The sequence below is a fragment of the Streptomyces sp. NPDC049040 genome (assembly GCF_043197715.1).
GTDB lineage: Bacteria > Actinomycetota > Actinomycetes > Streptomycetales > Streptomycetaceae > Actinacidiphila.
Genome location: NZ_JBICTO010000021.1, coordinates 38,862 through 60,005, shown reverse-complemented (window position 1 = coordinate 60,005; position 21,144 = coordinate 38,862). Strand labels below are relative to the sequence as shown.

21 protein-coding genes are annotated in these 21,144 nt (G+C 73.1%); 8 read left to right on the top strand and 13 right to left on the bottom strand.

The genetic code is table 11. The features are described from left to right. Positions 1-93: 93 nt before the first annotated feature. Genes ACGFMP_RS32390 through ACGFMP_RS32375 form a run of 4 tightly spaced genes read right to left on the bottom strand, consistent with a single transcriptional unit; the run spans position 94 to position 5,376 of the window. Positions 94-1,407: an ATP-grasp domain-containing protein gene (locus ACGFMP_RS32390; protein ID WP_393676988.1), complete on the bottom strand. Its 1,314-nt coding sequence runs from the start codon at positions 1,405-1,407 to the stop codon at positions 94-96. Beyond that, positions 1,404-2,729: an MFS transporter gene (locus ACGFMP_RS32385; RefSeq protein WP_393676987.1), complete on the bottom strand. Its 1,326-nt coding sequence runs from the start codon at positions 2,727-2,729 to the stop codon at positions 1,404-1,406. The genes ACGFMP_RS32390 and ACGFMP_RS32385 overlap by 4 nt, the downstream gene beginning before the upstream one ends. Continuing rightward, entirely contained in the window at positions 2,726-3,844 is a 1,119-nt protein-coding gene (locus ACGFMP_RS32380; protein WP_393676986.1) for an FAD-dependent oxidoreductase, read from the bottom strand. The genes ACGFMP_RS32385 and ACGFMP_RS32380 overlap by 4 nt, the downstream gene beginning before the upstream one ends. Continuing rightward, positions 3,841-5,376: a class I tRNA ligase family protein gene (locus tag ACGFMP_RS32375; RefSeq protein WP_393676985.1), complete on the bottom strand. Its 1,536-nt coding sequence runs from the start codon at positions 5,374-5,376 to the stop codon at positions 3,841-3,843. Before ACGFMP_RS32375 ends, ACGFMP_RS32380 begins: the two co-directional genes overlap by 4 nt. A gap of 477 nt (positions 5,377-5,853) precedes the next feature. On the opposite strand from ACGFMP_RS32375, the gene ACGFMP_RS32370 reads away from it, so the two are divergent. Together ACGFMP_RS32370 and ACGFMP_RS32365 are read left to right on the top strand one after the other, a co-directional pair. After that, positions 5,854-6,621 carry an AzlC family ABC transporter permease gene (locus ACGFMP_RS32370; RefSeq protein WP_393676984.1) on the top strand — a complete coding sequence of 256 codons (768 nt, stop codon included), beginning with the start codon at positions 5,854-5,856 and terminating at the stop codon, positions 6,619-6,621. Continuing rightward, a complete protein-coding gene (locus ACGFMP_RS32365) occupies positions 6,614-6,946 on the top strand; it encodes a branched-chain amino acid transporter permease (protein WP_393676982.1) in 333 nt (110 codons plus the stop codon). The genes ACGFMP_RS32370 and ACGFMP_RS32365 overlap by 8 nt, the downstream gene beginning before the upstream one ends. Positions 6,947-6,992: 46 nt before the next feature. On the opposite strand, the gene ACGFMP_RS32360 is transcribed toward ACGFMP_RS32365, so the two are convergent. Continuing rightward, positions 6,993-7,814: a helix-turn-helix transcriptional regulator gene (locus ACGFMP_RS32360; protein ID WP_393676980.1), complete on the bottom strand. Its 822-nt coding sequence runs from the start codon at positions 7,812-7,814 to the stop codon at positions 6,993-6,995. A 625-nt stretch (positions 7,815-8,439) separates the two neighbouring features. Between ACGFMP_RS32360 and ACGFMP_RS32355 the strand changes: the two genes are divergently transcribed. Then, on the top strand, positions 8,440-9,729 hold the full coding sequence (locus ACGFMP_RS32355) for a pyridoxal-dependent decarboxylase (RefSeq protein ID WP_393676978.1): 1,290 nt from the start codon (positions 8,440-8,442) through the stop codon (positions 9,727-9,729). Between the two features lie 61 nt (positions 9,730-9,790). Next, positions 9,791-10,519 (top strand): hypothetical protein, encoded by a 729-nt coding sequence (locus tag ACGFMP_RS32350; RefSeq protein ID WP_393676977.1) that lies wholly within the window; start codon positions 9,791-9,793, stop codon positions 10,517-10,519. On the opposite strand, the gene ACGFMP_RS32345 is transcribed toward ACGFMP_RS32350, so the two are convergent. The 5 genes from ACGFMP_RS32345 to ACGFMP_RS32325 form a co-directional block, all read right to left on the bottom strand. Then, complete coding sequence (locus ACGFMP_RS32345) at positions 10,506-11,528, bottom strand: LuxR C-terminal-related transcriptional regulator (RefSeq protein ID WP_393676975.1); 1,023 nt, start codon at positions 11,526-11,528, stop codon at positions 10,506-10,508. The two genes, ACGFMP_RS32350 and ACGFMP_RS32345, sit on opposite strands and share 14 nt — an antisense overlap. A gap of 11 nt (positions 11,529-11,539) precedes the next feature. Next, complete coding sequence (locus ACGFMP_RS32340; RefSeq protein ID WP_393676973.1) at positions 11,540-12,601, bottom strand: LuxR C-terminal-related transcriptional regulator; 1,062 nt, start codon at positions 12,599-12,601, stop codon at positions 11,540-11,542. A 335-nt stretch (positions 12,602-12,936) separates the two neighbouring features. Further along, the gene (locus ACGFMP_RS32335) at positions 12,937-13,392 is read right to left on the bottom strand and encodes a tellurite resistance TerB family protein (protein WP_393676972.1); all 456 of its coding nucleotides are present in this window, start codon (positions 13,390-13,392) and stop codon (positions 12,937-12,939) included. A 143-nt stretch (positions 13,393-13,535) separates the two neighbouring features. Then, positions 13,536-14,024, bottom strand: a complete 489-nt coding sequence (locus ACGFMP_RS32330) for a hypothetical protein (RefSeq protein ID WP_393676971.1) — start codon at positions 14,022-14,024, stop codon at positions 13,536-13,538. A 79-nt stretch (positions 14,025-14,103) separates the two neighbouring features. After that, a complete protein-coding gene (locus ACGFMP_RS32325; RefSeq protein ID WP_393676969.1) occupies positions 14,104-14,679 on the bottom strand; it encodes a TerD family protein in 576 nt (191 codons plus the stop codon). A gap of 140 nt (positions 14,680-14,819) precedes the next feature. Between ACGFMP_RS32325 and arfB the strand changes: the two genes are divergently transcribed. Beyond that, positions 14,820-15,245 (top strand): alternative ribosome rescue aminoacyl-tRNA hydrolase ArfB, encoded by a 426-nt coding sequence (gene arfB, locus ACGFMP_RS32320; protein ID WP_393676967.1) that lies wholly within the window; start codon positions 14,820-14,822, stop codon positions 15,243-15,245. 42 nt (positions 15,246-15,287) lie between these two features. On the opposite strand, the gene ACGFMP_RS32315 is transcribed toward arfB, so the two are convergent. Further along, entirely contained in the window at positions 15,288-15,800 is a 513-nt protein-coding gene (locus ACGFMP_RS32315; RefSeq protein ID WP_393676966.1) for a flavin reductase family protein, read from the bottom strand. Positions 15,801-16,109: 309 nt separating this feature from the next. Between ACGFMP_RS32315 and cdgB the strand changes: the two genes are divergently transcribed. Together cdgB and ACGFMP_RS32305 are read left to right on the top strand one after the other, a co-directional pair. Then, complete coding sequence (cdgB, locus tag ACGFMP_RS32310) at positions 16,110-17,768, top strand: diguanylate cyclase CdgB (protein WP_393676965.1); 1,659 nt, start codon at positions 16,110-16,112, stop codon at positions 17,766-17,768. A 64-nt stretch (positions 17,769-17,832) separates the two neighbouring features. Further along, complete coding sequence (locus ACGFMP_RS32305; protein WP_393676964.1) at positions 17,833-18,975, top strand: threonine aldolase family protein; 1,143 nt, start codon at positions 17,833-17,835, stop codon at positions 18,973-18,975. Here ACGFMP_RS32305 and ACGFMP_RS32300 read toward each other — a convergent pair. Then, positions 18,965-19,936: a zinc-binding alcohol dehydrogenase family protein gene (locus ACGFMP_RS32300; RefSeq protein WP_393676962.1), complete on the bottom strand. Its 972-nt coding sequence runs from the start codon at positions 19,934-19,936 to the stop codon at positions 18,965-18,967. The two genes, ACGFMP_RS32305 and ACGFMP_RS32300, sit on opposite strands and share 11 nt — an antisense overlap. A 140-nt stretch (positions 19,937-20,076) precedes the next feature. Here ACGFMP_RS32300 and ACGFMP_RS32295 point away from each other — a divergent pair, with 140 nt between their 5' ends. Then, positions 20,077-20,436: an ArsR/SmtB family transcription factor gene (locus ACGFMP_RS32295; protein ID WP_393676961.1), complete on the top strand. Its 360-nt coding sequence runs from the start codon at positions 20,077-20,079 to the stop codon at positions 20,434-20,436. A gap of 8 nt (positions 20,437-20,444) precedes the next feature. On the opposite strand, the gene ACGFMP_RS32290 is transcribed toward ACGFMP_RS32295, so the two are convergent. Continuing rightward, on the bottom strand, positions 20,445-21,134 hold the full coding sequence (locus tag ACGFMP_RS32290) for a response regulator (RefSeq protein WP_393676959.1): 690 nt from the start codon (positions 21,132-21,134) through the stop codon (positions 20,445-20,447). Positions 21,135-21,144: the final 10 nt, after the last annotated feature.

The window sequence follows — 21,144 nt, the reverse complement described above, 5'->3', positions numbered from 1 at the left end:
TCGATGACAGTGATGCCTTTCAAGGTTAGAGAGTCGGTATTCCCGCGACATAGGGGAGAAATTCCCTGGAAGCGGGGAATCCGTTCTCTGGTGTCACGGCTTTTCCGGCACATCGCTTTCGCCGTCGGCCCGCATCTCGATGCGGACCATGGCGGCGGCCGCACCGGCCAGCCGGTGCGCCTGCGCGGGGGTGTCCGCGCGGGTGAAGACGATGCCCACCCGGTCCCAGGAGTTGCGCAGACCGGTGAAGGACGTGCCGGGCGGGACCCCGCAGTCGGCGAAGACCACACCCTCGGCGCGCTCCGCGTCCTCCAGGCCGTGCACCGCCACGACCGTGCCCGCCCCGGGAGCCAGGAAGCGCACGGCCGCACCGCTCTTGGCCCGTACCGGCAGCTCGGCCGGCGGCTGCTCGCCCTTGAGGACCGCGAAGTAGCAGCGCATGAACTCCAGCGGGTAGGCCGCCTCGATCAGGTCGAGGATGGCGTCGCCCGGCATCCGCCCCGCGCACTCCACCAGATGGGGGACTCCGCCGGAGACGATCCACTCGCAGTGCACCACCCCGTCGCGGAAGCCGATCGCGGCCATCAGCCGCGCGGTCTGCGCGCCGAGCAGGCCCGACAGCCCGGCGGGGATGTCGGCGGGCACGATGTGCGCCATCTCCACCGGGTAGGGCCCGGGGTAGAGCCGCTTGCCGGTGACGTTCGTGAACAGCGGCTCGCCGCCGCGCACCAGCATCTCGACGCTGTACTCCTCGCCCCGCACGAACTCCTCGGCCAGCATGGCCACGTCCATCGGCCGGTCCGGCACGAAGACGCCCTCGTCCTGCACCAGGCACTCCGCCCACGCCGCCGCCACCTCGGACGGGTCGTGGACCACCCGGACGCCCAGCGACGCCTGCCGGTTGGCCGGCTTGAGCACGGCGGGGCCCGGATGGTCGCGCAGGAAGTCCCGCACGTCGTCGGGTCCCTGCACCCGCACGCTCGCCGGGTTCGCGATCCCGGCAGCCGTGCTCACCTGCCGCAGCAGCGCCTTGTCCCGCAGGATCAGCGCGGCCCCCAGGCTCGCGCCCGGCAGGCCGTAGCGCTCGGCGAGCCGGGCGGCGAAGGGCACTGCGTACTCGACCGCGGGGATGATCGCGACCGGGTCGAGACCGGTGTGGCGCGCGTAGAACTCGTCGGCCTTGCCCGGCAGGTGGTACTCCCACTCGACCAGGCCGCGGACGTACCCCACGCCTGCGAGCTTGGCCCCCGCGTCCCGCTTGCGCGCGACGTCCGGCTCCTCGACGTAGACCACCGAGCCCTCCGGCTGGAAGGCCTCGATGAAGGGGATGGTGAGCGCCACGAAGCCGACGATCACCACCGGCCCGCTCGGCCGGCCGGGTGCGCCTGTGGCGTGCTGCTCCGTCATGCGGTTCCTCCGACGACTTCTTCCGCCTTGCCCTGAGTGGTCTCGTCCTGCTCGGCGGGCGCCTCCCGGCCGCCGCCGCGGTTCAGCCCGGCCATGGCGAGCAGGCCCGCGACGCCGTTCACCGCGGCGCACAGCACCCAGAAGCCGTGGTCGAGCCGGGTCCACACGAAGACCGCGAACAGCGGCCCGAGCGCCGCCGCGAGGCCGGCCGTCGCCTGCATCGTGCCGATGTACCGGGCCTTGAGCGCCGCGGGGAAGGTCGCCGGGTGGGCGAACATGCTCGGTCCCGCGATCATCAGCCCGCTCACCTCGAACACCGCGCCGATCATGATGAAGGCAGGGGAGTGCGCGGCGAGGCCGTAGACAGCGAAGCCGAGCGAGTTGACCAGGTGGCCGAGGACGACCGCGGTGTGCGTCGGCATCCGCAGGATGTACGTGGTGATCTTCAGCTCGCAGGTGATCAGCACCAGCGAGGAGACGGTCAGCACCGCGCTGTACAGGCCGGTCGGGTAGTCGTCCGCCTCGATCTGCAGCGGCAGCGCGATCAGGGACTGCACGTAGGTGATCGTGCCGAGCAGCACGGCGGCCAGGTAGAACATGTACTTCCGGTCCCGCAGCATCGCCGCGTACGCGGCCCGCCCGGTGATCGGCGCCGGCTCGTCGGCCGGCTGCGTGCCGTCCGCCGCGTCCGCGTCGTCGGCCGCCGCCTTCTCCCGCGCGGCGAGCACCGCCCGCCGCGGCAGCAGCGCGAACGCAAGGGCCGCGTAGACCAGGGTGGTGGCGCCGTCGAGCCAGAACAGCGCGTCCCAGTCGACGAGGATCAGGCCCGCGGCGATCAGCGGCGCCAGTGCGGCCCCCGTGTTCAGCGCGATCCGCATCATCGAGAACGCCATCACCTGGTGCCGCTCCGGCATCAGGTCGCTGAGCAGCACCGAGGCGGCCGGCCGGTACGCCTGGGCGAGCAGTCCTGCCAGCGCGACCACCACCAGCAGCGGGGCCAGCAGCCCGGAGCGGCTGAGTGCCGGGATCACCGCCACCAGCGGTCCTGCCCCCGCCATCGTCACCACGATCGTCAGCCGCGGCCCGAACCGCTGGGTGGCCTCGCCGCCCAGCATCGTGCCGAGGATGGTGCCCGCGCTGTACGCGACCAGGGCGAGGCCCGCGGCGTTCACCGACATGTGCCGGTGCGTCAGGTAGAGCACGAGGAACGTCTGGACGAACGCGCCCAGCTGATTGACCAGCACCCCGCCGAGCAGGTAACGCACCGCCGTCGGGGTCGACTTGAGCGTGTCGAACACGCCGACCGTGTCCTCGTCGGTCATATCGCAGCCTCCTTCGCGGCTTCCGCCATCGTCGCGGCGACCAGCGGGGCCGACGCGAACCCCGAGCCGCCGCAGGCCGTCCGCGCCCAGACGGCGGGACCCAGCCGGGCCAGCCGGGCACCGCCGGCGGCCGTGTCGGTCGTGTAATGGCAGGCGGTGACGGCGACCAGCTCGTATCCGGCCGGGTCGCGGAGTATCCCCGCGCCCGCCAGCCGCTCCGCCCACGGCGTCTGGTCCTCGGCGGCGGCGTCCGTGGCGGCTGCCTCCCGGCAGACCGCGTCCGAGCTGATCTTGAGCAGCGTGCCCGCCACCGGCGGCACCACCCAGGCCCGCCCGTCCGCACCCAGGCCGCCCACCGCGGGGGCGCCCCGCCAGCGGCGGGCCTGCCGCCTGCCCGGCCGCAGGTAGACCAGGGTCTGCCGGTGCAGCACCGCAGGACGGTCGACCAGCTCACGGGTCCAGGGGCCCGCCGCGACCAGCACCAGGTCGCCGCCGAGCACGCCGCCGCCGGCCAGCGTGACCTTGCCGGTGTCGGGGTCGACCGCGATCACCGTGCTGTGCGGACGCAGCGTCGCGGCGGGCCTTGCCGCCAGCCACCGGGCGGCGGCCCGCAGCACCCGCCCGGCCAGCAGCACCCCCGCCCGCGACTCGCGTACGCCCGCGGTGCCGGCCGGGAAGCCGAGCTGCGGCAGCGCGGCGGGGCCGACCGTCCCTACCGGCACCCCCGCCCCGGCCGCGAAGCGCGCCACCTCGGCCAGCCGCCCGCGCGGCCACGCGGTGACGACGCCGACCTGCCGGTAGAAGCCGGCGCCCAGCACCGACTCCAGCTCCCGCCACCTGCGGTGGGCCTCGCCCATCCTGCGGGTCGCCTCCGCGTCGCCCACCGCGAGGGTGCGCAGCGTGCGGTGCTGGTCGTGGGAGGTGGCCGCGGGGTCGGGGATCGCGCCCCTGTCGAGCACGGTGACACGATGGCCGGCGAGCACGCACTCCACCGCCGTCAGCAGCCCGGTGACTCCCGCGCCGACCACGACCACCCGCGCGGAGCGGCCCGTACCGGCCGCCGGGGCCGGCGCGGCCCCTCCGGCCGTCCCCGCCGCTCCGGCCGGGGCGGTCACTGCGCCGACTCGGTCAGCCGTGGCAGCACGCGGGGCGTGATCTCGGTGGCCGTCGACGCGGCCGGGATCGTCAGGTCGGGCAGCGCCTGCCCGGCCAGGTCGATGAGCAGCGGCGCCGCACAGCGCAGGAAGACGTCCACCTCGTGGCAGAAGTCCCCGGCGTCCGCCGCGGTCACCTCCCACCGGTCGAGCCGGGACAGCTGCTCGGTCAGCGTGAAGGCCGCGGCGGTCAGGCTGAAGCGACGCGCGTCGTAGCCGGCGCCGAAGCGCTCCGCCATCCGCGCGGCGGCCTCCCTGGAGCGGGTGGAGACCGGCAGCGGCCCGCCGCCGGCGAAGGCCCCCGCCTTGGCGGCGACCCGGTTCCACGGCTCCACCAGGCGGGACGCGGTCACCTGCGCCATCGCGCCGCGGGTGAAGTTGGTGCGCTGGAAGTCCGGCCCGGTGGCGGCGAGGTAGAAGCGGATCAGGTCCCGCGGCACCTCCGCCGCCAGCTCCCTGCCGGTCACCACATGGCCGCGGCTGCTGGAGAACTTGTCGTTGTCCAGCTCGTAGAACTCGTTGGTCACGAAGTGCTCGGGCAGCGTGTAGCCGCCCAGTGCCATCAGCATCGCCACACCGACCACCGCGAAGGCGAACCCGGCGTCGGAGCCGAAGAAGTAGACGACCTTCGCGCCCGACTCGGCGAACCACAGCGCGTCGTCTCCCGCGGGCGCCTCGCCGCGCTGCTCCGCGGCCAGCGCGGAGCTGTGCATGCTCCAGGCGATGACCTCGGCGTCGGCGTAGATCACCTGCCCGGCGACCTCGGGGAAGGGCGCGGGGATGCCCCAGGAGATCGGCAGCGTGACCGGGTAGTCGGGCAGCGGCCTCGACAGCAGCTCCTCGATCAGCCGGGCCAGTCGCGGCCGCATCGTGGCGGCGAGCCCGGCGAAGTAGCCGGCCAGCGCCTCCCGGTGCTCTTCGAGCGGCAGCACCAGCACCTGCGCCTCGCGCAGCTCCACCACGTCGTCGGGGTCCAGCGTCGAGCGCGGGTCGATCAGCTCGCCCGAGCCGATCCAGTGCCCGCAGCCCTCGCACAGTCCTGCGCACCCCTCTGACAGGCAGACCGGGCAGGTGCCGCGCACGTAGGCGTCGGTCAGGAACTCGCCGGTGCGCGCCACGTAGGGGAGCGGCACCGGCCGGAGCTTCAGGGCCCCGGCGGCGTGCAGCCGCTCGAAGAGCCGCCGCACCCCGGCGACGTAGCGGTCGTCGAAGCGCACGAAGCCGTCCGGCTCGATGCCCACGGCCGCCAGTGTCCCCTCGACCTGCTCACCCGACCTGACCCGCAACTCCTCCGGCGGCACGCCCAGCCGCCTTGCGGTGGTCACGATGTAGTTCTGGGTGAAGTGCACGCCGGTGCCGAACAGGACGTCGCGACCGGCGGCCCTGGCGTACCTGGCGCAGACGTCGGCGCTCAGGAACGGGCCGGCCAGGTGCCCCAGGTGCAGATCGCCGTTCGCGGTCGGCCCGGGGGCGATGACCATCGTGCGTTCCATCAATCGGTCCTTTGTTCGGCAGCGGTGTGGACTTCCTGTGGGGTGCCGTGCAAATCGTCGAAGAAGGAGGGGCGGAGCGGCGGAGTTCGCCGGGATTTCCGGGCACGCGGCTCCCTCGAAGTGATCCCGCTCACACAGAGAAAAACCCGTTTCGGTGCACGATCCATCGATGGTGCGACCACCGGTCGGTAAGCCCGGCGATGGACCTCATGAGGCTAGATTTCGGCTGTTCCCTGTCGATAGGGGAACTCTTCCCGAGGACTGGGGAATCTCGACCGCCGCTGCCCGGTGCGGCGGGGAAGGCCGGGGCGCGGTTCCGTGGCGCGGCCCTCCGCGACCGCCCCGGGGGACCTGCCGAGGCGGGAAGACACAAGATGTCGCCCATCGGTGTCAGAACCTGACATCCGTTGCGTGAAACCTTCTTATGAGGTCATATTTAGAAACCATATGAGCGGGTTTTCTTCCTAGCATTGCCCCATGACCACTCCACCGGCCGACCGGGTCGGCACCCCACCGCCCTTGCCCACCCGCGCGCCGACCGCCGCGGCAGGCCCGCGGCGGCTGCGCACCGACCTCGCCGCGGCGGGCCGCGACTCGGGTTCCGTGGGACTCGGCGCCTTTCCCATGGGCGTCGCCTTCGGGGTGCTGGTGGTGCATTCGGGACTCGCGTGGTGGTGGGCCAGTGTCTTTTCCGGGTTTATTTACGCGGGCTCGCTCGAATTCCTCTTCCTCGGCCTTGTTCTGGCCGGAGCGCCGCTGCTGTCGATCGCGGTGACCGCATTCCTGGTGAACGTCCGCCATGTCTTCTACGCGCTGTCCTTTCCCCTGCACCGGGTCGACGGCAGGCTGGCGAAGGCGTACAGCACCTTCGCGCTGTCGGACGAGGTCTACGCGGTCACCGCCGGAGGGGCCGCGGCGGACTTCACCAGCCGGCGCATCCTGTGGCTCCAGGTGTTCGTCCACCTCTACTGGGCCGGCGGCGTCACGACCGGCGCGCTGGCGGGCGCGGCGATCCCCGCCGGGGTCACCGGCCTGGACTTCGCGGTGACGGCGCTCTTCACCGTGCTGGCCATCGACGCCGTACGCGCCCGCCCCGGCCTGCCGGCCCCGCTGCTCGCCCTGGGGTGCGCGCTCGCCGCCAGGGCCGTGCTGCCCGGGCAGATGCTGCCGGTCGCCTTCGGGCTGTTCACCGCCGGGCTGACGGCCCGCCACGCGCTCGTACGCGGGAGGTCGGCGGATGCCTGAGCCCGGTTACCTGGCCGCAGCCACGGCCACCGCCGCGGCGGTCACCTGGGCGCTGCGGGCGCTGCCCTTCGCGGCGCTCGCGCCGCTGCGCTCCAGCGCGCTGGTGCGCTACCTCAGGGCGGCGATGCCGGCCGGCGTGATGGTCGTCCTCGCCGTCTACACCCTGCGCGACTTCTCGTTCCGTGTGCCCGACCGCGCCTGGCCGACGGCGGTCGCGCTGGCCTGCACGGTGGGGCTGCACCTGTGGCGGCGCAACGTACCGCTGTCCATCGTGGCGGGCACCGCCGTCCATGTGGCGCTGGCCAGCACGGTCTTCGCGCACTGACGCCGCCGCGGCACCCGGCTGCCGCGGCGGCCCGGCCGCACCGGCCTCAGGCGGCGTCGGCGCTCTGCTGGGTGGGCAGGAAGGTGACCATGCGGCGGCGCGGGTCGTGGGCCGGGGAGGACACCAGGGTGCGGACGTGCTGCGGGTGGCCGCCGACCGGCGGCACGATGATGCGGACCTGGCCGTCGTTGTGCAGGCTGATCCGGCTGGACTCGTCCACCGCCCGCCACAGGCCTGCCAGTTCCGGGTGGTCCTGGAGCTCGGCGACGATGCCGCGCAGCTCGTCGCTCCTGGTGGTCTCGGCCTCCAGGCGGAGCTGGCGCAGGTACGAGGTGGCCCAGCCGTCCTCCCACTCGCCGCACAGCCGGCGGGCGTAGGGGCTGAAGAGGACGAACCGCAGCAGGTTGCCGGGCGCGGGCTCGCCCGCCGACAGGAAGAGCCGCTGCCAGGCGGTGTTGCTCTCCTCGATCCGCCACCCGGCGTCCACGGCGAGGGAGGGCACGGGCAGGGCACGCAGGTAGCTGGTCCAGCCGGTGACCGCCTCCGGGTCGGGGCGGCCGGGGCCGCGCGGCGGGAAGCCGCCGCTGGCGATGAACCACAGTTCATCGCGCCGGGCCGAGTCGAGGCCGAGCGCTTCGGCGAGCGCGTCCAGCCGATGCAGCGGGATCGGCCGGACGCCTCCTTCCCAGTCCTGGTACAGCCGGGTTGACACGCCCATGCATTGGGCCACGTCCTGCTGGCTCAGCCCCCCGCGGCGCTTTCCCGCTGCCGGGGGGCCGCCATGCTCCGCAGGACCGCTGTGGAGCTTGCGGGCCTGGCGGAGGAAGCCGTGGATCAATGGCGGGGAAACCCCCTGCTGTGGTGCCATGGGCATCTCCCCCGAGATCCGGCTGAGGTGATGCGCACGCGCGTCACCGTTCCATTACTGGCCATTCGATGGTCTTGGTTCGGCCTCGCGACTGTCAACCAATGCCCTGGTCCGCCCTTTGACCTGCGGATTCGGGGCCGGATTAGGTGAACGTGAAACCGTCTCCCGGTGTGCGGGGCGGTACTTCACGCCACCGACCAGGAACTTTCCGCCAGCGGGCCGAATTGGCGTACTTGCGCCACTGTCCGCAATGGGGTCTGTCCACATTGGTACGTGTCCCATTTTGGACAACAGCGGGTACCGATGTGCGAAGTGCCAGCTGGAAGGCGCCGAGTACCGCGGAACAGCGGCCCTGAGCCCAGATTACGCACCTTTGGGTTCGTAGCGGGAGGCACCCGGCGTCGGGTACGAATTCTCGCAGCGGTACTCTCCGCGGCGAAAACCGCCGGGGCGGGTACCGGCTCCACCAACTCCCGTTCGCGGCACCCCGAGTCGTCGCGAACGGGACCGCCGAGGGCACCGGTCCGCTCCGCCCGGTCCGGGGGGAGTCCTCGGCGGTGAGCGGAGGGTCGGCCTGGCCCGCCGACCCTCCGCCACCCCTCGCACCGCCGCCCCGGAGGCCGTCATGGCGTACCCGTTCGTCGCACTGCCCGTACAAGCGCCACCCGGCACGCCGGGCGGTGGCGCGGCCTTCGTCGTCGCGCCGGAGCCGCGCGAGCTCATCGGCTTCGCGGCGTCCGACCCGGGTGACACCAGGCGGCAGCTCACCGCGCTGGTGACTGCGCTGCGGGCGGCGGAAAGGCACGCACCCGACCTGCTCGACGACTTCCCCGCCTCCCACCACGGCGACTACGCGGAGATGCTGGCCACCCTCACCGACCTCGACGACGGGGACGGCGCCGCCCGGCGCCGCGGGGGCGCCGCGCCGGAAGCCGCCGCGGCCGGTGCGACCCTGCTCGCCTTCGAGCGGGCCATCGTCGACTTCTGCACCGACCTGGCGCTCGGCGACCGCCGCCGCACCCGCGGCTACGTCACGGCGGGCGGCTCGGAAGGGCTGCTGGTCGGCCTGCGCGCCGGGCGGGACGCGCTGCCCGGCGCCCCGCTCTACGTCTCCGCGGCCGCGCACCACGCGGTGCGCGGCCACGCGCGGCGGCTCGGCATGGACGTCGTGGAGGTGCCGCACAGCAGGGGCGGCGCCATGGACACCGACGCGCTGCGGCTGCTGGCGGCGGAACGCCCCGGCGGCGCCGTCGTCCTGGCCACCGTCGCCGGCACCGCGGCGGAGGGCGGCGACGACGACCTGGCCGCGATGAGAGCCGCGGCCGCGCCCGCGGGGCCCGTCCACATCCACGTCGACGCCGCCCACAACGGCCTGGTGGTGCCCTTCTCACCGCAGCCGGTGGCCTGGGACCTGCGGGACGGCGCCGACAGCCTGTCGCTGGCCGCACACCGGCTGCTCGGCCTGCCCGTGCCGTGCGGGGTGGTGCTGGTCGGTTCCGGCCTCGCCGCCAGGGCCCAGGGCTCCACCCCCAACCCGCTGGCCGTCGCCCTGCTCTGGGCGGCCCTGCGGGACCGCGGCTACGACGGGCTGCGCTCGCTGGTGCACGAGTGCTACGACACCGCCCGCTACGCCGCGGACCACCTCACCGAGGCCGGCTACCGCGCCAGCCGCACCGGGCACGGCCTGACCCTGCGCTTCCCCCGCCCGGCCCCGGCCGTGTGCACCCGCTGGCGGCTGGCCACCGACGGCCCGCACGTCCGGCTCACCGTGCTGCCCCCGCTGACCCGCGCCACGGTCGACGCGCTGTGCCGCGACCTGGGCGCGGGGGCCGCGGTGCCGCCCGGCCCCGTCCACCGTCCCGTGTCCGGCGCAGGACTCACCGCCGCCGCGGCCGTTTCCCAGCGGGACGGCTGACGTGGCCGGGCGGCACGCCGGCGACGGCTTATGCGGCACGGGGCCCGAGTGGCTGCTCCCCGTGGAGGTGCCCGTCATCCCGGCGGCGACATCGCCGTGGACGGGGGACTGGTTCGGCCGCAGGCCCGGCGCCGACCGGGTCGGCCACGGCATGCCGGTGACCGTCGCCGTGCTGCCCGGCGGCACCGTGCACACCTGGGGCACCGTCATGTCGCAGGCCCGCGACCTCGCGGACGGTACGCACCCGGCCTGGTCCGCCGCCGCCTGGCAGGCCCGGGAGAGCGGGCGTCCCACCCGGGTCGCGGTGGGCCACCCCGACGGCCGCGTCGAGACCAGCCTGGTGGCCGCCGACGGCACCGCCAGCCCCGTCGACGGCACCCTGCTTCCGGTGCCGGGAAGGTGCCCGCCCGACCCCTGCTGGGGCGAGCCGGCCGGGCCCGCGCACGGGGTGTGCGCCGCGGAACCGGGGCCGGGCGCCGCGGCGGTCGTCCAGGTGGCAAGGGACGCGGCGCTCGACGGCGACTGGGAGGCGGCCACGCACTTCTACACCGTGGCCGCCGCCCGGCTGCACGCCCAGGGCTCCGCGGACGCGGAGCGGATGGTGCGCCTGGCGCTCTCTGCGTGGCTGCGCACCGGCGGCGGCCCGTCCTCCGCGCCCCTCGGCTTCGCGCTCGTGCACCTGCTGATCGCGACCTTCCCCGGGCTGCCGGGGCCGATCGCCGCGCTGCTGCGCCGGCTGGCCGACCACCTGCCCGCGGCGGCACGCCGCGAGCGCGTCACAGACTGGTGAACAGCCCCGCGAACTCCGCGTCGTGCGCCAGCTTCATGCCCGCCTCGAAACGGCTGGTGGCGTGCAGCCGCTCCATCAGCTTGGCGATGGCCCGCTGCACGGTGCGGCGGTGCACCCCGAGCTTGCGGGCGATCTGGTCGTCGCTCAGCCCGTCCGCCATCAGCCGGATCACCGCCCGCTCCTGCGCGGTGACGTCGGAAGACCCGCGCTCCGCGGCCGGCTGCGCGCCGTCGAGCATCACCGCGCGCAGCCAGAAGTCCTCGAACAGCGCGATGTACGACTTCACCAGGACCGCGCCGACGACCACCGCGAGGGAGCGGCCGGGGTCCTCGGGGTCGGCGGCGAGCAGCGCCGTGTGCCGGTCGAAGATCAGCAGATCGTAGGGCGCGTGGTCGATCAGCCGCACCTCGGCGCCCGTGGCCGTCAGCTCCTGGAGGTAGCGCACGTACTTCGGGGTGTGCAGGCACGAGCCGGGATAGATCGACCGGACCCGCACCCCGCGGGCCAGCATCTCGCGGTCCCTGACGAGGGAGGACTCCAGGATCTCCATCGGCGGCATCGGCCCCGGGTGCAGCGAGTCGCAGCTGAACTGCATCGACTCGTTCAGGTCGATCATCATCTGCTTCTTGTGCGCGTCGCCGCCGAGGAAGCGCACCGCGACGTCCGCCGCGTCGTCGTGCGCGACGACCGGCTCGTAGACCGACATCAGCGAGCTCAGCACCCGCTGCATCTCCCGCGCGCCGCGCTCGTGCTCCGCCGCCGCGGACTGGTAGGCCGCCATGGCGCCGACGATCGCCGCGTGCGGCTCCACCGGTTTGACCGCCCCGCCGTCCCTGGCCCGCACCAGGCCCAGCCGTTCCAGCCAGCGCCAGCCGGCCGCCGCCCGTGCCTCGTCCAGGCCGGCGGCCGCCCGCAGCCGCTCGGCGGAGGCGGACCCGTCCCTGCGCAGCTCCCGGTAGAGCGCCAGCGCGGCCTCCTCGTCCCGCCCGGCGGCGTCCGCGGGCACCACGTCCGCCCCCTTCACTGGACGGCGAACGTCTTGGCGAACTCGGCGTCGTGGGCGAGTTTCAGGCCCGCCTCGAAACGGCTGGTGGCGTGCAGCCGCTCCATCAGCTTGGCGATGGCGCGCTGGACGGTGCGGCGGTGCACCCCGAGCTTGCGGGCGATCTGGTCGTCGCTGAGCCCGGAGGCCATCAGGCGGATGATGACCCGCTCCTGGGTGGTGATCTCGCTCTCCTCCGCGTTGACCGCGGACGCCCGCGCCAGCGTGCGGCCGCGCAGCCAGCAGTCCTCGTAGACCGCGAGGAAGGAGCGGATCAGGGCCACGCCGCGGATCACGATGACCGAGTCGGAGGGGCGCTCGGGGTCGGCGGCGAGCACTGCGGCGTTCCGGTCGAAGGTGAGCATGTCGAAGGGCGCGTGGTCGACCATCCGCAGCTCCACCCCCGCGTCGGCCAGGTCGTGCAGGTAGCGCGCGTACTTGGGGGAGTGCAGGCAGGACATCGGGTAGATCGCCCGGCTGCGGATGCCGCGGGCCATGATCGTCCGGTCGTGTTCGAGCGATGCCTCGAGCACCTCGATCGGCGGCATCGGCCCCGGGTGCATCGAGTCGCACGTCTCACGGGCCGCGTCCGACAGGTCGAGCCTGGTGCGCTGCTTGCGGCGCGGCTCGCTGATGAACTCCACCGCGACCTCGCTGGTCTCGCGCTGCACCGCGGGCCGGTAGACCGAGAGCAGCGCCTCGGTGACCCGCTGCAAGCGGACCCCGCTGCGCAGCTGCTCGGTCGCGTTGGCCTGGTAGCGGTCCATCGCGCGGGCCAGCGCGGCATCCGGGTCGATGGCCTCCGCGACGCCGTCGCGCACCTGTATCAGGCCCAGTTCGTGCAGCCGGCGCCAGCCGCGGCCGCCGTGCGCGTCGTCCAGGTCCGCGGCCGCGTACAGGTCCTCACCAGGGACGCCGCCCTTGGCACGCAGCTCCTCGTAGAGCGCGAGTGCCGCGCCCTCGTCCCGCTGGGTGCTGACCCCGCCAGACGTGCTCACCGACCCCGTCGCGCACGCCTCCTCACTCGGTACGGGAAGCATGTGTGCCTTCCTCCATAGGTGATCCGGCGGTCACTCGGATACCGGAGGGCGCCCCGGACGCCCGAGGTTCCCCGAAAACCTCATGTATCTGTGCCTGCCACAGAGTGTCACGTAAGTATTACCCGCCAACGAGGCCGAACCTACCGGGTATCCGCAATGTGCGACCGGCATGTGACAGGTCCTGCTCCAGTTTCGGACCATATTTTGCCGTACCGGTTGCGCGGACCGGTCGCCGTCGCCGGATCCCGGCCTGCGCACGACGGCGCCCGGGACGCGGGCGGGCGTCCCGGGCACGTGCCTGCGCCGGTGCGGCCGGCCGGATGGCCGGCGAGCGGTCAGAGGTCGAACTCCTGCGGGTTGAGCCCCACCGCGAAGCACGCCTCGCGCACCACGGCCTGCTCGGTCTTGTCGAAGTCGCCGTCGGCGCCGCCGATGACGATGCCGATCTGGATCACCGCACGGGCCTCGGTCGGCTTCTTCTGCACCTTGGCGATCTCCTGAAGGATCGCCACCTTGCCGAAGGCGAAGTCGGCGGTCAGCTTGCCGAGGTAGTCCTCGAAGCGGCGCTGGAGGTCGAGCGCGGGGAAGTTCTGCAGCACATCGTTGGTGCCGATCAGCGCCGCGACCCGCTGCCGCTCCGCCGGGTCGATGGTGCCGTCCGCCGCGGACACCAGCGCGCACATCGCCATGCTGGCGTCCCGGAAGGCGCCGCTCTTCAGGTCGTTCTTCTTGGCGTTGAGCTGCGTCTGCATGTTGCTCGCGGACTCTTTGAAACGGTCCCACAGGGGCATCGGAGGTCTCCTTGCACGGGCGGTCGTCACGGTCTGTCGTCAGGGTCCGTCGCTACGGTCTGAGAACTCATCCGGAGCGTAAAGGAGTTCCCAAGCCGAACGTGGCGCCCCACACCGGGGTCCGCGCGGGACCGTGCCGGGGCTCAGACCCGGGGGAATCGGCCGAGCAGGGCCCAGATCGCGGGATTGCCGTCGAGGCCGTCGTGCATGTCGGTGAGGTCGGCGACCACGTCGTGCAGGAAGTCCCTGGCCTCGCGCCGCAGTTCGGCGTGCCGGACCGGCAGCGGGGGCTCGTCGGGGAGCCAGTCGGCCGTCACGTCCACGAAGCCGAAGCGGCGTACGAAGCGGAGCCGGTCGGTGGACTCGGTGAAGTCGAACTCGGCGTGTTGCGGCCGGGCCGCCCTGCTGCCCGCCGGGTCGCGGTCCAGCCGCTCGGCGATGTCGCACAGCGCCCACGCGAAGTCCAGCACCGGCACCCACCCCCAGGCGGTGGACAGCTCCCGCTCGCCCTCGGCGAGGTAGACGTCGCCGCAGAAGAGGTCGTGCCGCAGCGCCCGCACATCCGCCGTGCGGTAGTCCGTCTGCGGCGGGTCGGGGAAGCGGCGGGAGAGGGCGTAGCCGAGGTCGATCACCCGGCGATCGTCCCAGATGCCGCGAAGCCCCCCGCGCGGGCCGGTGTGCCCGGTCGCGCGGGGGCCTGCCAGGCGTGGGTCAGAGCGAGACGCCGAAGTCGGTGGCGATGCCGACGAGGCCGGACGCGTAGCCCTGGCCGACCGCGCGGAACTTCCACTCGGCCCCGTTGCGGTACAGCTCGCCGAAGACCATCGCGGTCTCGGTGGCGGCGTCCTCGCTCAGGTCGTAGCGGGCGATCTCGGTGCCGCCCGCCTGGTTGACGATGCGGATGTACGCGTTCCGCACCTGGCCGAAGTTCTGGCTGCGGGTCTCGGCGTCGTAGATGGACACCGGGAAGACGATCTTCTCGATGTCGGCGGGCAGCCCGGCAAGGTTGACGTTGATGGCCTCGTCGTCGCCCTCGCCCTGGCCGGTGCGGTTGTCACCGGTGTGCACGATGGTCTGGTCCGGCGTCTGCTTGTTGTTGAAGAAGACGAAGTGGCCGTCGGAGTAGACCTTGCCGCCCGCGTTGACCGCGATGGCACTCGCGTCGAGGTCGAAGTCCGTGCCGGTGGTGGTACGGACGTCCCAGCCGAGGCCGACCGTCACTGCCGTCAGTCCGGGCGCCTCTTTGGTCAGCGAGACGTTGCCGCCCTTGGACAGGCTTACCGCCATGGGAAGTCCCCTTTTGTCTGGTCGTAGGTGTTGCTGTCGAAACTACCCTCATCGGACTGAACGCGGACCCGGGATGCGCTGGTTCCGCATTCCGGGTAAATCCCGTGACGTCCGGGCGGTCGGCGCGGGATCATGGGGGCATGTCCGGGCCACTGATCATCCGCGGTTCCGTCTCCGTACCGGAGGCGGAGCTCCAATGGCGTTTCTCCCGTTCTTCGGGACCGGGCGGCCAGCATGTGAACACCACGGACAGCCAGGTCGAGCTGCGCTTCGACCTCGCGGCGACCGAGGCGCTGCCGCCGGTGTGGAAGCGCCGGGCGCTGGAGCGCCTCGAAGGCCGGCTGGTGGACGGCGTGGTCTCGGTGCGCGCGTCCGAGCACCGCTCGCAGTGGCGCAACCGGGAGGCGGCGACGGCACGGCTGGCCGCACTGCTCGCCGAGGCGACGGCCCCGCCGCCGAAGGTGCGGCGGCCGACGAAGATCCCGCGCGGGATCAACGAGCGCAGGCTCCGGGTGAAGAAGCAGCGCAGCCAGACCAAGCGTGGTCGCGCGGGCGGCTGGGACTGAGCGGTCGCGCGGGCGGCCGGGACCGGGCGGGGCCCTCGGCGGCTACCGCAGGAAGCGGTAGCGGCCGCGGAAGTAGGCCAGGGGGCCGCCGTCGGCGCTGGGGGTGCGGGCGGCGAGGACGCGGGCGACCACGAGCGTGTGGTCGCCGGCCGGCACCCGCTGGGTCGTCTCGCACTCCAGTATCGACAGTGCGCCGCCCAGGATCGGGGCGCCCGAGTGCTCACCGCGGTAGTAGGAGATGTCCTCGAAGAGCAGCCGGTCGCTGATCCGCCCGCGCAGCGCGAAACGCCCGGCGATGTGCCGCTGGCTCTCGCTGAGGACGGAGGCGGCCCAGCGGGGCTGCCTCTCCAGCAGTTCGTCCATCCGGGAGCCGACCCGGATGCTCACCAGTACCAGCGGGGGTTCGAGGGAGACGGACATGAAGGCGGTCGCGGTCATGCCGACGTCCTCCCCGCGCGGCCCGTCTTCCGGGTCGTGTGCGGTGATGAGGACGACGCCCGCGGTGAGGCGGGTCATCGCGGCGCGGAAGGCATCGGTGTCGACGGTCTGGGCCATGGTGGTCCCAGGATGCCGGTCTGGTGAAGTGTGAAGCACGCTCCTCACGTTACGGGTCGGTACAAGGATGCGGATCGGGCTGTGGTCGCAGTCATATCGAGGCCTGGTCCTAGGACCACGGGCGCACCCTCCGTGTACAGGTGCTTACCCGATGATGTGACTTGAGTCACAAGCAGCAGTAATTGTTGACCCTGTGTACCGACCGCACAGCTCGCTGTGATTCAGTGGCCGGTGTAGACCGGTGCCAACGGTGTCATCGGATGTATCGCAAAGATCAGGGGAGTTGCTGTCGAGGGCGCGGAGAGGGGCATGGATACCGAGTCGGAGCCTTATGTCCGCCTCGCGACCTTGCGTCAACTGCACCAGGTCGTGGCGGACCTCAACACCGCACGCAGCCTTGCCGACACCCTGCAGGCCGTGGCCGACGGGGTGGTCAACGGGCTGGGCTACGACCTTGCCGCCGTCAACCTGGTCCGTCCCGACGGCGACCTGGTCGTCGCCGCGTTCGCCGGCAGCACCGCGGGCGAGGCGCTCCTGTCGGGCAAGGTCGGCCCGCGCGCGTCCTGGGAGCGGCGGCTCAGCATGGGGCAGCGCTGGGGCTCGCTGCGCTTCATCCCGCACACCGAGGGCTGGGTCCTCATCGACGACGACGTGCCCCAGTGGCACACCGAGGGCCCGCTGCCGCGCTTCGCCGACGAATGGCACCCGGGCGACCGCCTCTACGCCCCCATGCAGTCCTCGCAGAGCGGCGGCGGCGAACTCATCGGCGTGATCTCCGTCGACCGCCCCTCCAGCGGCCGGCACCCGGGCCCGTGGGGCTGCGAGGCGCTCCAGATGTACGCCTTCCAGGCCGGCATCGCGATCAGCAATGCCCGGCTGCGCGCCAACATGCAGCGCGCCCTGGTCCGGCTGGAACGCGACCAGCAGGCGCTGCGGGCCAGCGAGGAGAGCTTCCGGCAGGCCTTCGAGTACGCGCCGAGCGGCATGGCCATCGCCGAGATGGGCGGCGACCAGCACGGCAAGCTGCTGCGGGCCAACGACGCGCTGTGCCGGCTGCTCGGCCGCACCGCCTCCGTCATGCGCAGGTACTCCTTCTCCGACCTCGTCCACCCCGAGGACGTCGGCCTGCTGCTGCGCACCTCCGCGGAGGGCGGCAGGGCGGAACTGCGGCTGGCCCGCCGCGACGGCTCCTACGTGTGGGTCTCGCTGCGCAACTCCGTGGTCGCCGACACCGCGGACGGGCCGCGCTTCCTGCTCACCCACGTCGAGGACATCGAGGAGCGCAAGGGCCGCGAGCTCCAACTCGCCCACCGGGCCAGCCACGACTCGCTCACCGGGCTGCCCAACAGCGCGGAGCTGCGGGCCCGGCTCTCCGCCAGGCTCTGCTCCCGCCCGCAGGACAAGGACGCGGCAGCGGTCGCGGCGGAGGCCGAAGGACCCGACGAATTCGCTTTCAGCTACGGCTACGGGCCCGACGAGCTGGCGGCGCCGCTCGGCGCCATCGGCTACGACTCGCACGTCCACACGGTCGCGCCCGACGAGAGCGACGCGGCGCCGGGGAAGGGCCTCGCCGTCCTGTTCTGCGACCTGGACGGCTTCAAGTCCATCAACGACCGCTTCGGCCACCACACCGGTGACGCGGTCCTCATCGAGGTCGCCCGCCGGCTCACCGGCGCCGTCCGCGACGGCGACACCGTCGCCCGGCTGGGCGGCGACGAATTCGTCGTCCTGGCCGACGGGCTCGCCCCCGCCGACGCGGCCGACCTCGCGGTGCGGCTGCGCAACGCGATCATCCCGCCGATCCGGGTGGACGGCCGCGCCGTCCGCGTCGGCGCGAGCTTCGGCATCGGCTGGGCCGGCTGCGGCATGACCGCGGAAGAGGTCCTGCACTCGGCGGACCAGCGCATGTACGTCGAGAAGCGCAGCCGCTCCTCTTCCCCCCGGCCCAACCACCGCCGCGCGGGCTAGGGTCCCTCCTGCCCTCCGTGCCGCCCGCGGGACAGTCGCGAGCGGGTCAAGGCAGGATGGGGGCATGGCACAGAGCGAGGAAGAAGCGCGGCGGACGGCAGCCGTGCGCGGGTGCGAGCGGCTGCTCGCCAACCCGCCCAAGGAGTCGATCGCGGCCTGGATGGCCCGCCTGGCCACCGAGGGCGCGGCGGCCTACGACGTGAGCGGCCCGGTCGACTTCTACGCCGACGAGGACGGCATCGTCGGCGAGGTCGAGCGCCGTACGGCGGAAGTGCTCGGCACCGAGGCGGCCGCGTACTTCCCGAGCGGCACCATGGCCCAGCAGGCCGCCCTGCGCTCCTGGGCCGGCCGTACGGGCAACCCCACGGTCGCGCTGCACCCGCTGGCCCACATCGAGCAGCACGAGCGGGGCGCGCTCGGCGTCGTCAGCGGGCTGCGCACGGTCCACCCGACGTCGGCGTTCCGGCTGCCGAGCGCGGCGGAAGTGCGGGACTTCGAGGAGCCCTTCGGCACGCTGGCGCTGGAACTCCCGCTCCGCGACGCCGGCTTCGTCCTGCCGTCGTGGGACGAGCTGACCGCGACGGTCGAGGCGGCCCGCGAGCGCGACGCCGTGGTCCATTTCGACGGCGCCCGCCTGTGGGAGTGCGCCCCGCACTTCGGGCACTCGCTCGCGGACATCGCCGGGCTCGCCGACAGCGTCTACGTCAGCTTCTACAAGTCGCTCGGCGGCATCTCGGGTGCCGCGCTGGCCGGGTCGGCGGACTTCGTGGCCGAGACGAAGGCCTGGCGGCACCGCTACGGCGGCCAGCTGTTCGCGCAGTTCCCCGCGGCCCTGTCCGCGCTCGCGGGACTGCGCAACGAACTGCCCCGGCTGCCCTCGTACGTGGCGCACGCCAAGGCGGTGGCGCGCGGCCTGCGGGAGGGCCTGGCGGCGGGCGGCGCGGTCTGGCCGCGCACCTTCCCCGACGAGCCGCACACCCACCAGTTCCAGCTGTGGCTGCCCTACCCGGCCGATGTGCTCGACGAGGCCTCGCTCGCGCAGGCCGAGGAGTCGCGCGAGACGCTCTTCGGCCGGTCCCGGTTCAGGCAGCCGGGCCTGCCCGGCCTCTCCGTGGTCGAGGTGACCGTCGCGGCCGAGGCGCTGGACTGGACGGAGTCCGAGGTCCACGACGCGGCCGCGGCCTTCGCCCGCCGCCTCAGATCCTGAGCAGCAGCTTCCCCGTGGTCGTACGGGACTCGACCAGCCGGTGCGCCTCGGCCGCGTCCTCGAGGTCGAACTCGGCGGTGACCGGCAGCTCGACCCCGCCCTCGGTCACCGCGCGGAAGGCCGCGTCCGCCAGCGTGTGCAGGCGGTCGGGATCGGCGGCGGCCAGACCCATCAGGGAGAAGCCGGAGACGCTGACCGCGGGGCCGTAGACATCGGAGGGGCCGATCTGCCAGGGCGCGGCCGAACCGGAGTTGCCGAAGGACACGAGCCGCCCGAAACGCGCCGTGACGGCCAGCGTGCGCCGGAAGTTGTCGCCGCCTATCGGGTCGAGGGCGATGTCGACGCCCTTGCCACCCGTGGCGGCCAGCACGTCGGTGTCGAAGGTCGGGGTCAGGAAGACCTGGTCGTAACCGGACTTGAGGGCGTGCGGGGACTTGTCGAAGCTGGAGACCACGCCGTAGACCGCGCTGGCGCCGCCGAGCCTGGCGAGCTGTCCGGCGACCGTGCCGACGCCGCCCGCCGCGCTGTGCACGAGGACGGTGTCGCCCTCGCGCAGCCGCGCGATGTCGTGCAGCAGCGCGTAGGCGGTGGGCAGCACGCTGGGCAGCGTGGCGGCGGTGCGCAGGTCGAGGCCGTGCGGTACGGGGAAGGTGGTGGCGGCCGGCGCGACGGCCGTCTGCGAGTAGCCGCCGCCGGCGATGAAGGAGGTGACCTCCTGGCCGGGGGAGAAGGCGGTGACCCCCTCGCCGACGGCCCGTATCCGGCCGGAGACCTCGAGGCCCGGGCGGAAGGGGAGCGAGTCGACCCGGTAGCCCTCGGCTCTGGCCAGGACGTCGGCGAAGTTGATGCCGGCGTAGGCGACGTCGACGGTGACCTCGCCCGGCCCGGGAACGGGTTCCGGCAGATCCACCGGATGCAGCACCTCGGGTCCGCCGAGCTCCTCGAAGATCATGGCGCGCATGGCGCTTCCCCCTTGTTGTTCAATGAAAAGCGAACACTGCTGAGTGTATGATGTGGATCGAACACTCGGCAAGTCGGCCGGATTCCGCCCCCCAGGGCCTCGCCCCGGGGCAGCAGCCCCACCACCTCCGGGAGGACGACATGACCGCGACGCGGGCACACCGGGCCGCCCCGGACCACACCCACCCGGAGCACGTACCCCTCCTGACGGCGCTTGGTGCACTCGCCGACCCCGTACGTCTGCGGCTGCTCCGCGAACTGGCCGGCTCCGCCGACTGGGAGCGCACCTGCGGCTCCTTCGACGTGCCCGTCGGCAAGGCGGCGCTCAGCCACCACTTCGCCACGCTCCGGGCCGCGGGCCTGGTCGAGCAGCGCGACGAGGGCCCGAAGCGGCTCAACCGGCTGCGCAGGCCCGAATTCGACGCGACCTTCCCCGGGCTGCTCGACCTCGTCCTGCGCCCTGAGCCGCTTGCGGGGCAGGGCCCAGGGCCCGAGGCGTAAGCGCCCGCTCAGAGCGCACCCCCGCCGGCCCTGACCAGGCCCGACTCGTAGGCCAGCACCACGGCCTGCACCCGGTCGCGCAGATCCAGCTTGGTCAGGATCCGGCCGACATGCGTCTTCACCGTGGCCTCCGACAGGACCAGCTTGCGGGCGATCTCGCCGTTCGACAGGCCCTGCGCCACCAGCAGCAGCACCTCGCGCTCCCGGTCGGTGAGCTTGCCCAGCTCCTTGTGCCGCGGCTCCGAGCCCGGCGCGGGCAGCATCGGCGTGAAGCGGTCGAGCAGCCGCCGGGTCGTGCTCGGCGCGACCACCGCGTCACCGCTGTGCACCGCGCGGATCGCGGCCAGCAGCTCGTCGGGCGGCACGTCCTTGAGCATGAAACCGGCCGCCCCCGCCCTGAGCGCCGCGAACGCGTACTCGTCCAGGTCGAAGGTCGTCAGGATCAGCACCCGCGGCCCGCCGCCGTCGCTGCCCCGCTCACCGCCGCAGATCCTGCGGGTCGCCTCGACGCCGTCCATCCGCGGCATCCGCACATCCATCAGCACCACGTCCACCGCGGTGGAGCGCAGCACGTCCAGCGCCTCGGCGCCGTCGCCCGCCTCGGCGACGACCTCCATGTCCGGCTGCGCGGCCAGCACCATACGAAAGCCCGTACGCAGCAGCACCTGGTCGTCGACCAGCATGACGCGGATCGCCATCGGATCCCTC

What these genes read in the sequence shown, in the direction of transcription:
- ACGFMP_RS32390 (WP_393676988.1), bottom strand. Translation starts at nt 1,407, where the DNA reads ATGACGGAGCAGCACGCCACAGGCGCACCCGGCCGGCCGAGCGGGCCG.
- ACGFMP_RS32385 (WP_393676987.1), bottom strand. Translation starts at nt 2,729, where the DNA reads ATGACCGACGAGGACACGGTCGGCGTGTTCGACACGCTCAAGTCGACC.
- ACGFMP_RS32375 (WP_393676985.1), bottom strand. Translation starts at nt 5,376, where the DNA reads ATGGAACGCACGATGGTCATCGCCCCCGGGCCGACCGCGAACGGCGAT.
- ACGFMP_RS32370 (WP_393676984.1), top strand. Translation starts at nt 5,854, where the DNA reads ATGACCACTCCACCGGCCGACCGGGTCGGCACCCCACCGCCCTTGCCC.
- ACGFMP_RS32365 (WP_393676982.1), top strand. Translation starts at nt 6,614, where the DNA reads ATGCCTGAGCCCGGTTACCTGGCCGCAGCCACGGCCACCGCCGCGGCG.
- ACGFMP_RS32360 (WP_393676980.1), bottom strand. Translation starts at nt 7,814, where the DNA reads ATGGCACCACAGCAGGGGGTTTCCCCGCCATTGATCCACGGCTTCCTC.
- ACGFMP_RS32355 (WP_393676978.1), top strand. Translation starts at nt 8,440, where the DNA reads ATGGCGTACCCGTTCGTCGCACTGCCCGTACAAGCGCCACCCGGCACG.
- ACGFMP_RS32340 (WP_393676973.1), bottom strand. Translation starts at nt 12,601, where the DNA reads ATGCTTCCCGTACCGAGTGAGGAGGCGTGCGCGACGGGGTCGGTGAGC.
- ACGFMP_RS32335 (WP_393676972.1), bottom strand. Translation starts at nt 13,392, where the DNA reads ATGCCCCTGTGGGACCGTTTCAAAGAGTCCGCGAGCAACATGCAGACG.
- ACGFMP_RS32325 (WP_393676969.1), bottom strand. Translation starts at nt 14,679, where the DNA reads ATGGCGGTAAGCCTGTCCAAGGGCGGCAACGTCTCGCTGACCAAAGAG.
- arfB (WP_393676967.1), top strand. Translation starts at nt 14,820, where the DNA reads ATGTCCGGGCCACTGATCATCCGCGGTTCCGTCTCCGTACCGGAGGCG.
- ACGFMP_RS32315 (WP_393676966.1), bottom strand. Translation starts at nt 15,800, where the DNA reads ATGGCCCAGACCGTCGACACCGATGCCTTCCGCGCCGCGATGACCCGC.
- cdgB (WP_393676965.1), top strand. Translation starts at nt 16,110, where the DNA reads ATGGATACCGAGTCGGAGCCTTATGTCCGCCTCGCGACCTTGCGTCAA.
- ACGFMP_RS32305 (WP_393676964.1), top strand. Translation starts at nt 17,833, where the DNA reads ATGGCACAGAGCGAGGAAGAAGCGCGGCGGACGGCAGCCGTGCGCGGG.
- ACGFMP_RS32300 (WP_393676962.1), bottom strand. Translation starts at nt 19,936, where the DNA reads ATGCGCGCCATGATCTTCGAGGAGCTCGGCGGACCCGAGGTGCTGCAT.
- ACGFMP_RS32295 (WP_393676961.1), top strand. Translation starts at nt 20,077, where the DNA reads ATGACCGCGACGCGGGCACACCGGGCCGCCCCGGACCACACCCACCCG.
- ACGFMP_RS32290 (WP_393676959.1), bottom strand. Translation starts at nt 21,134, where the DNA reads ATGGCGATCCGCGTCATGCTGGTCGACGACCAGGTGCTGCTGCGTACG.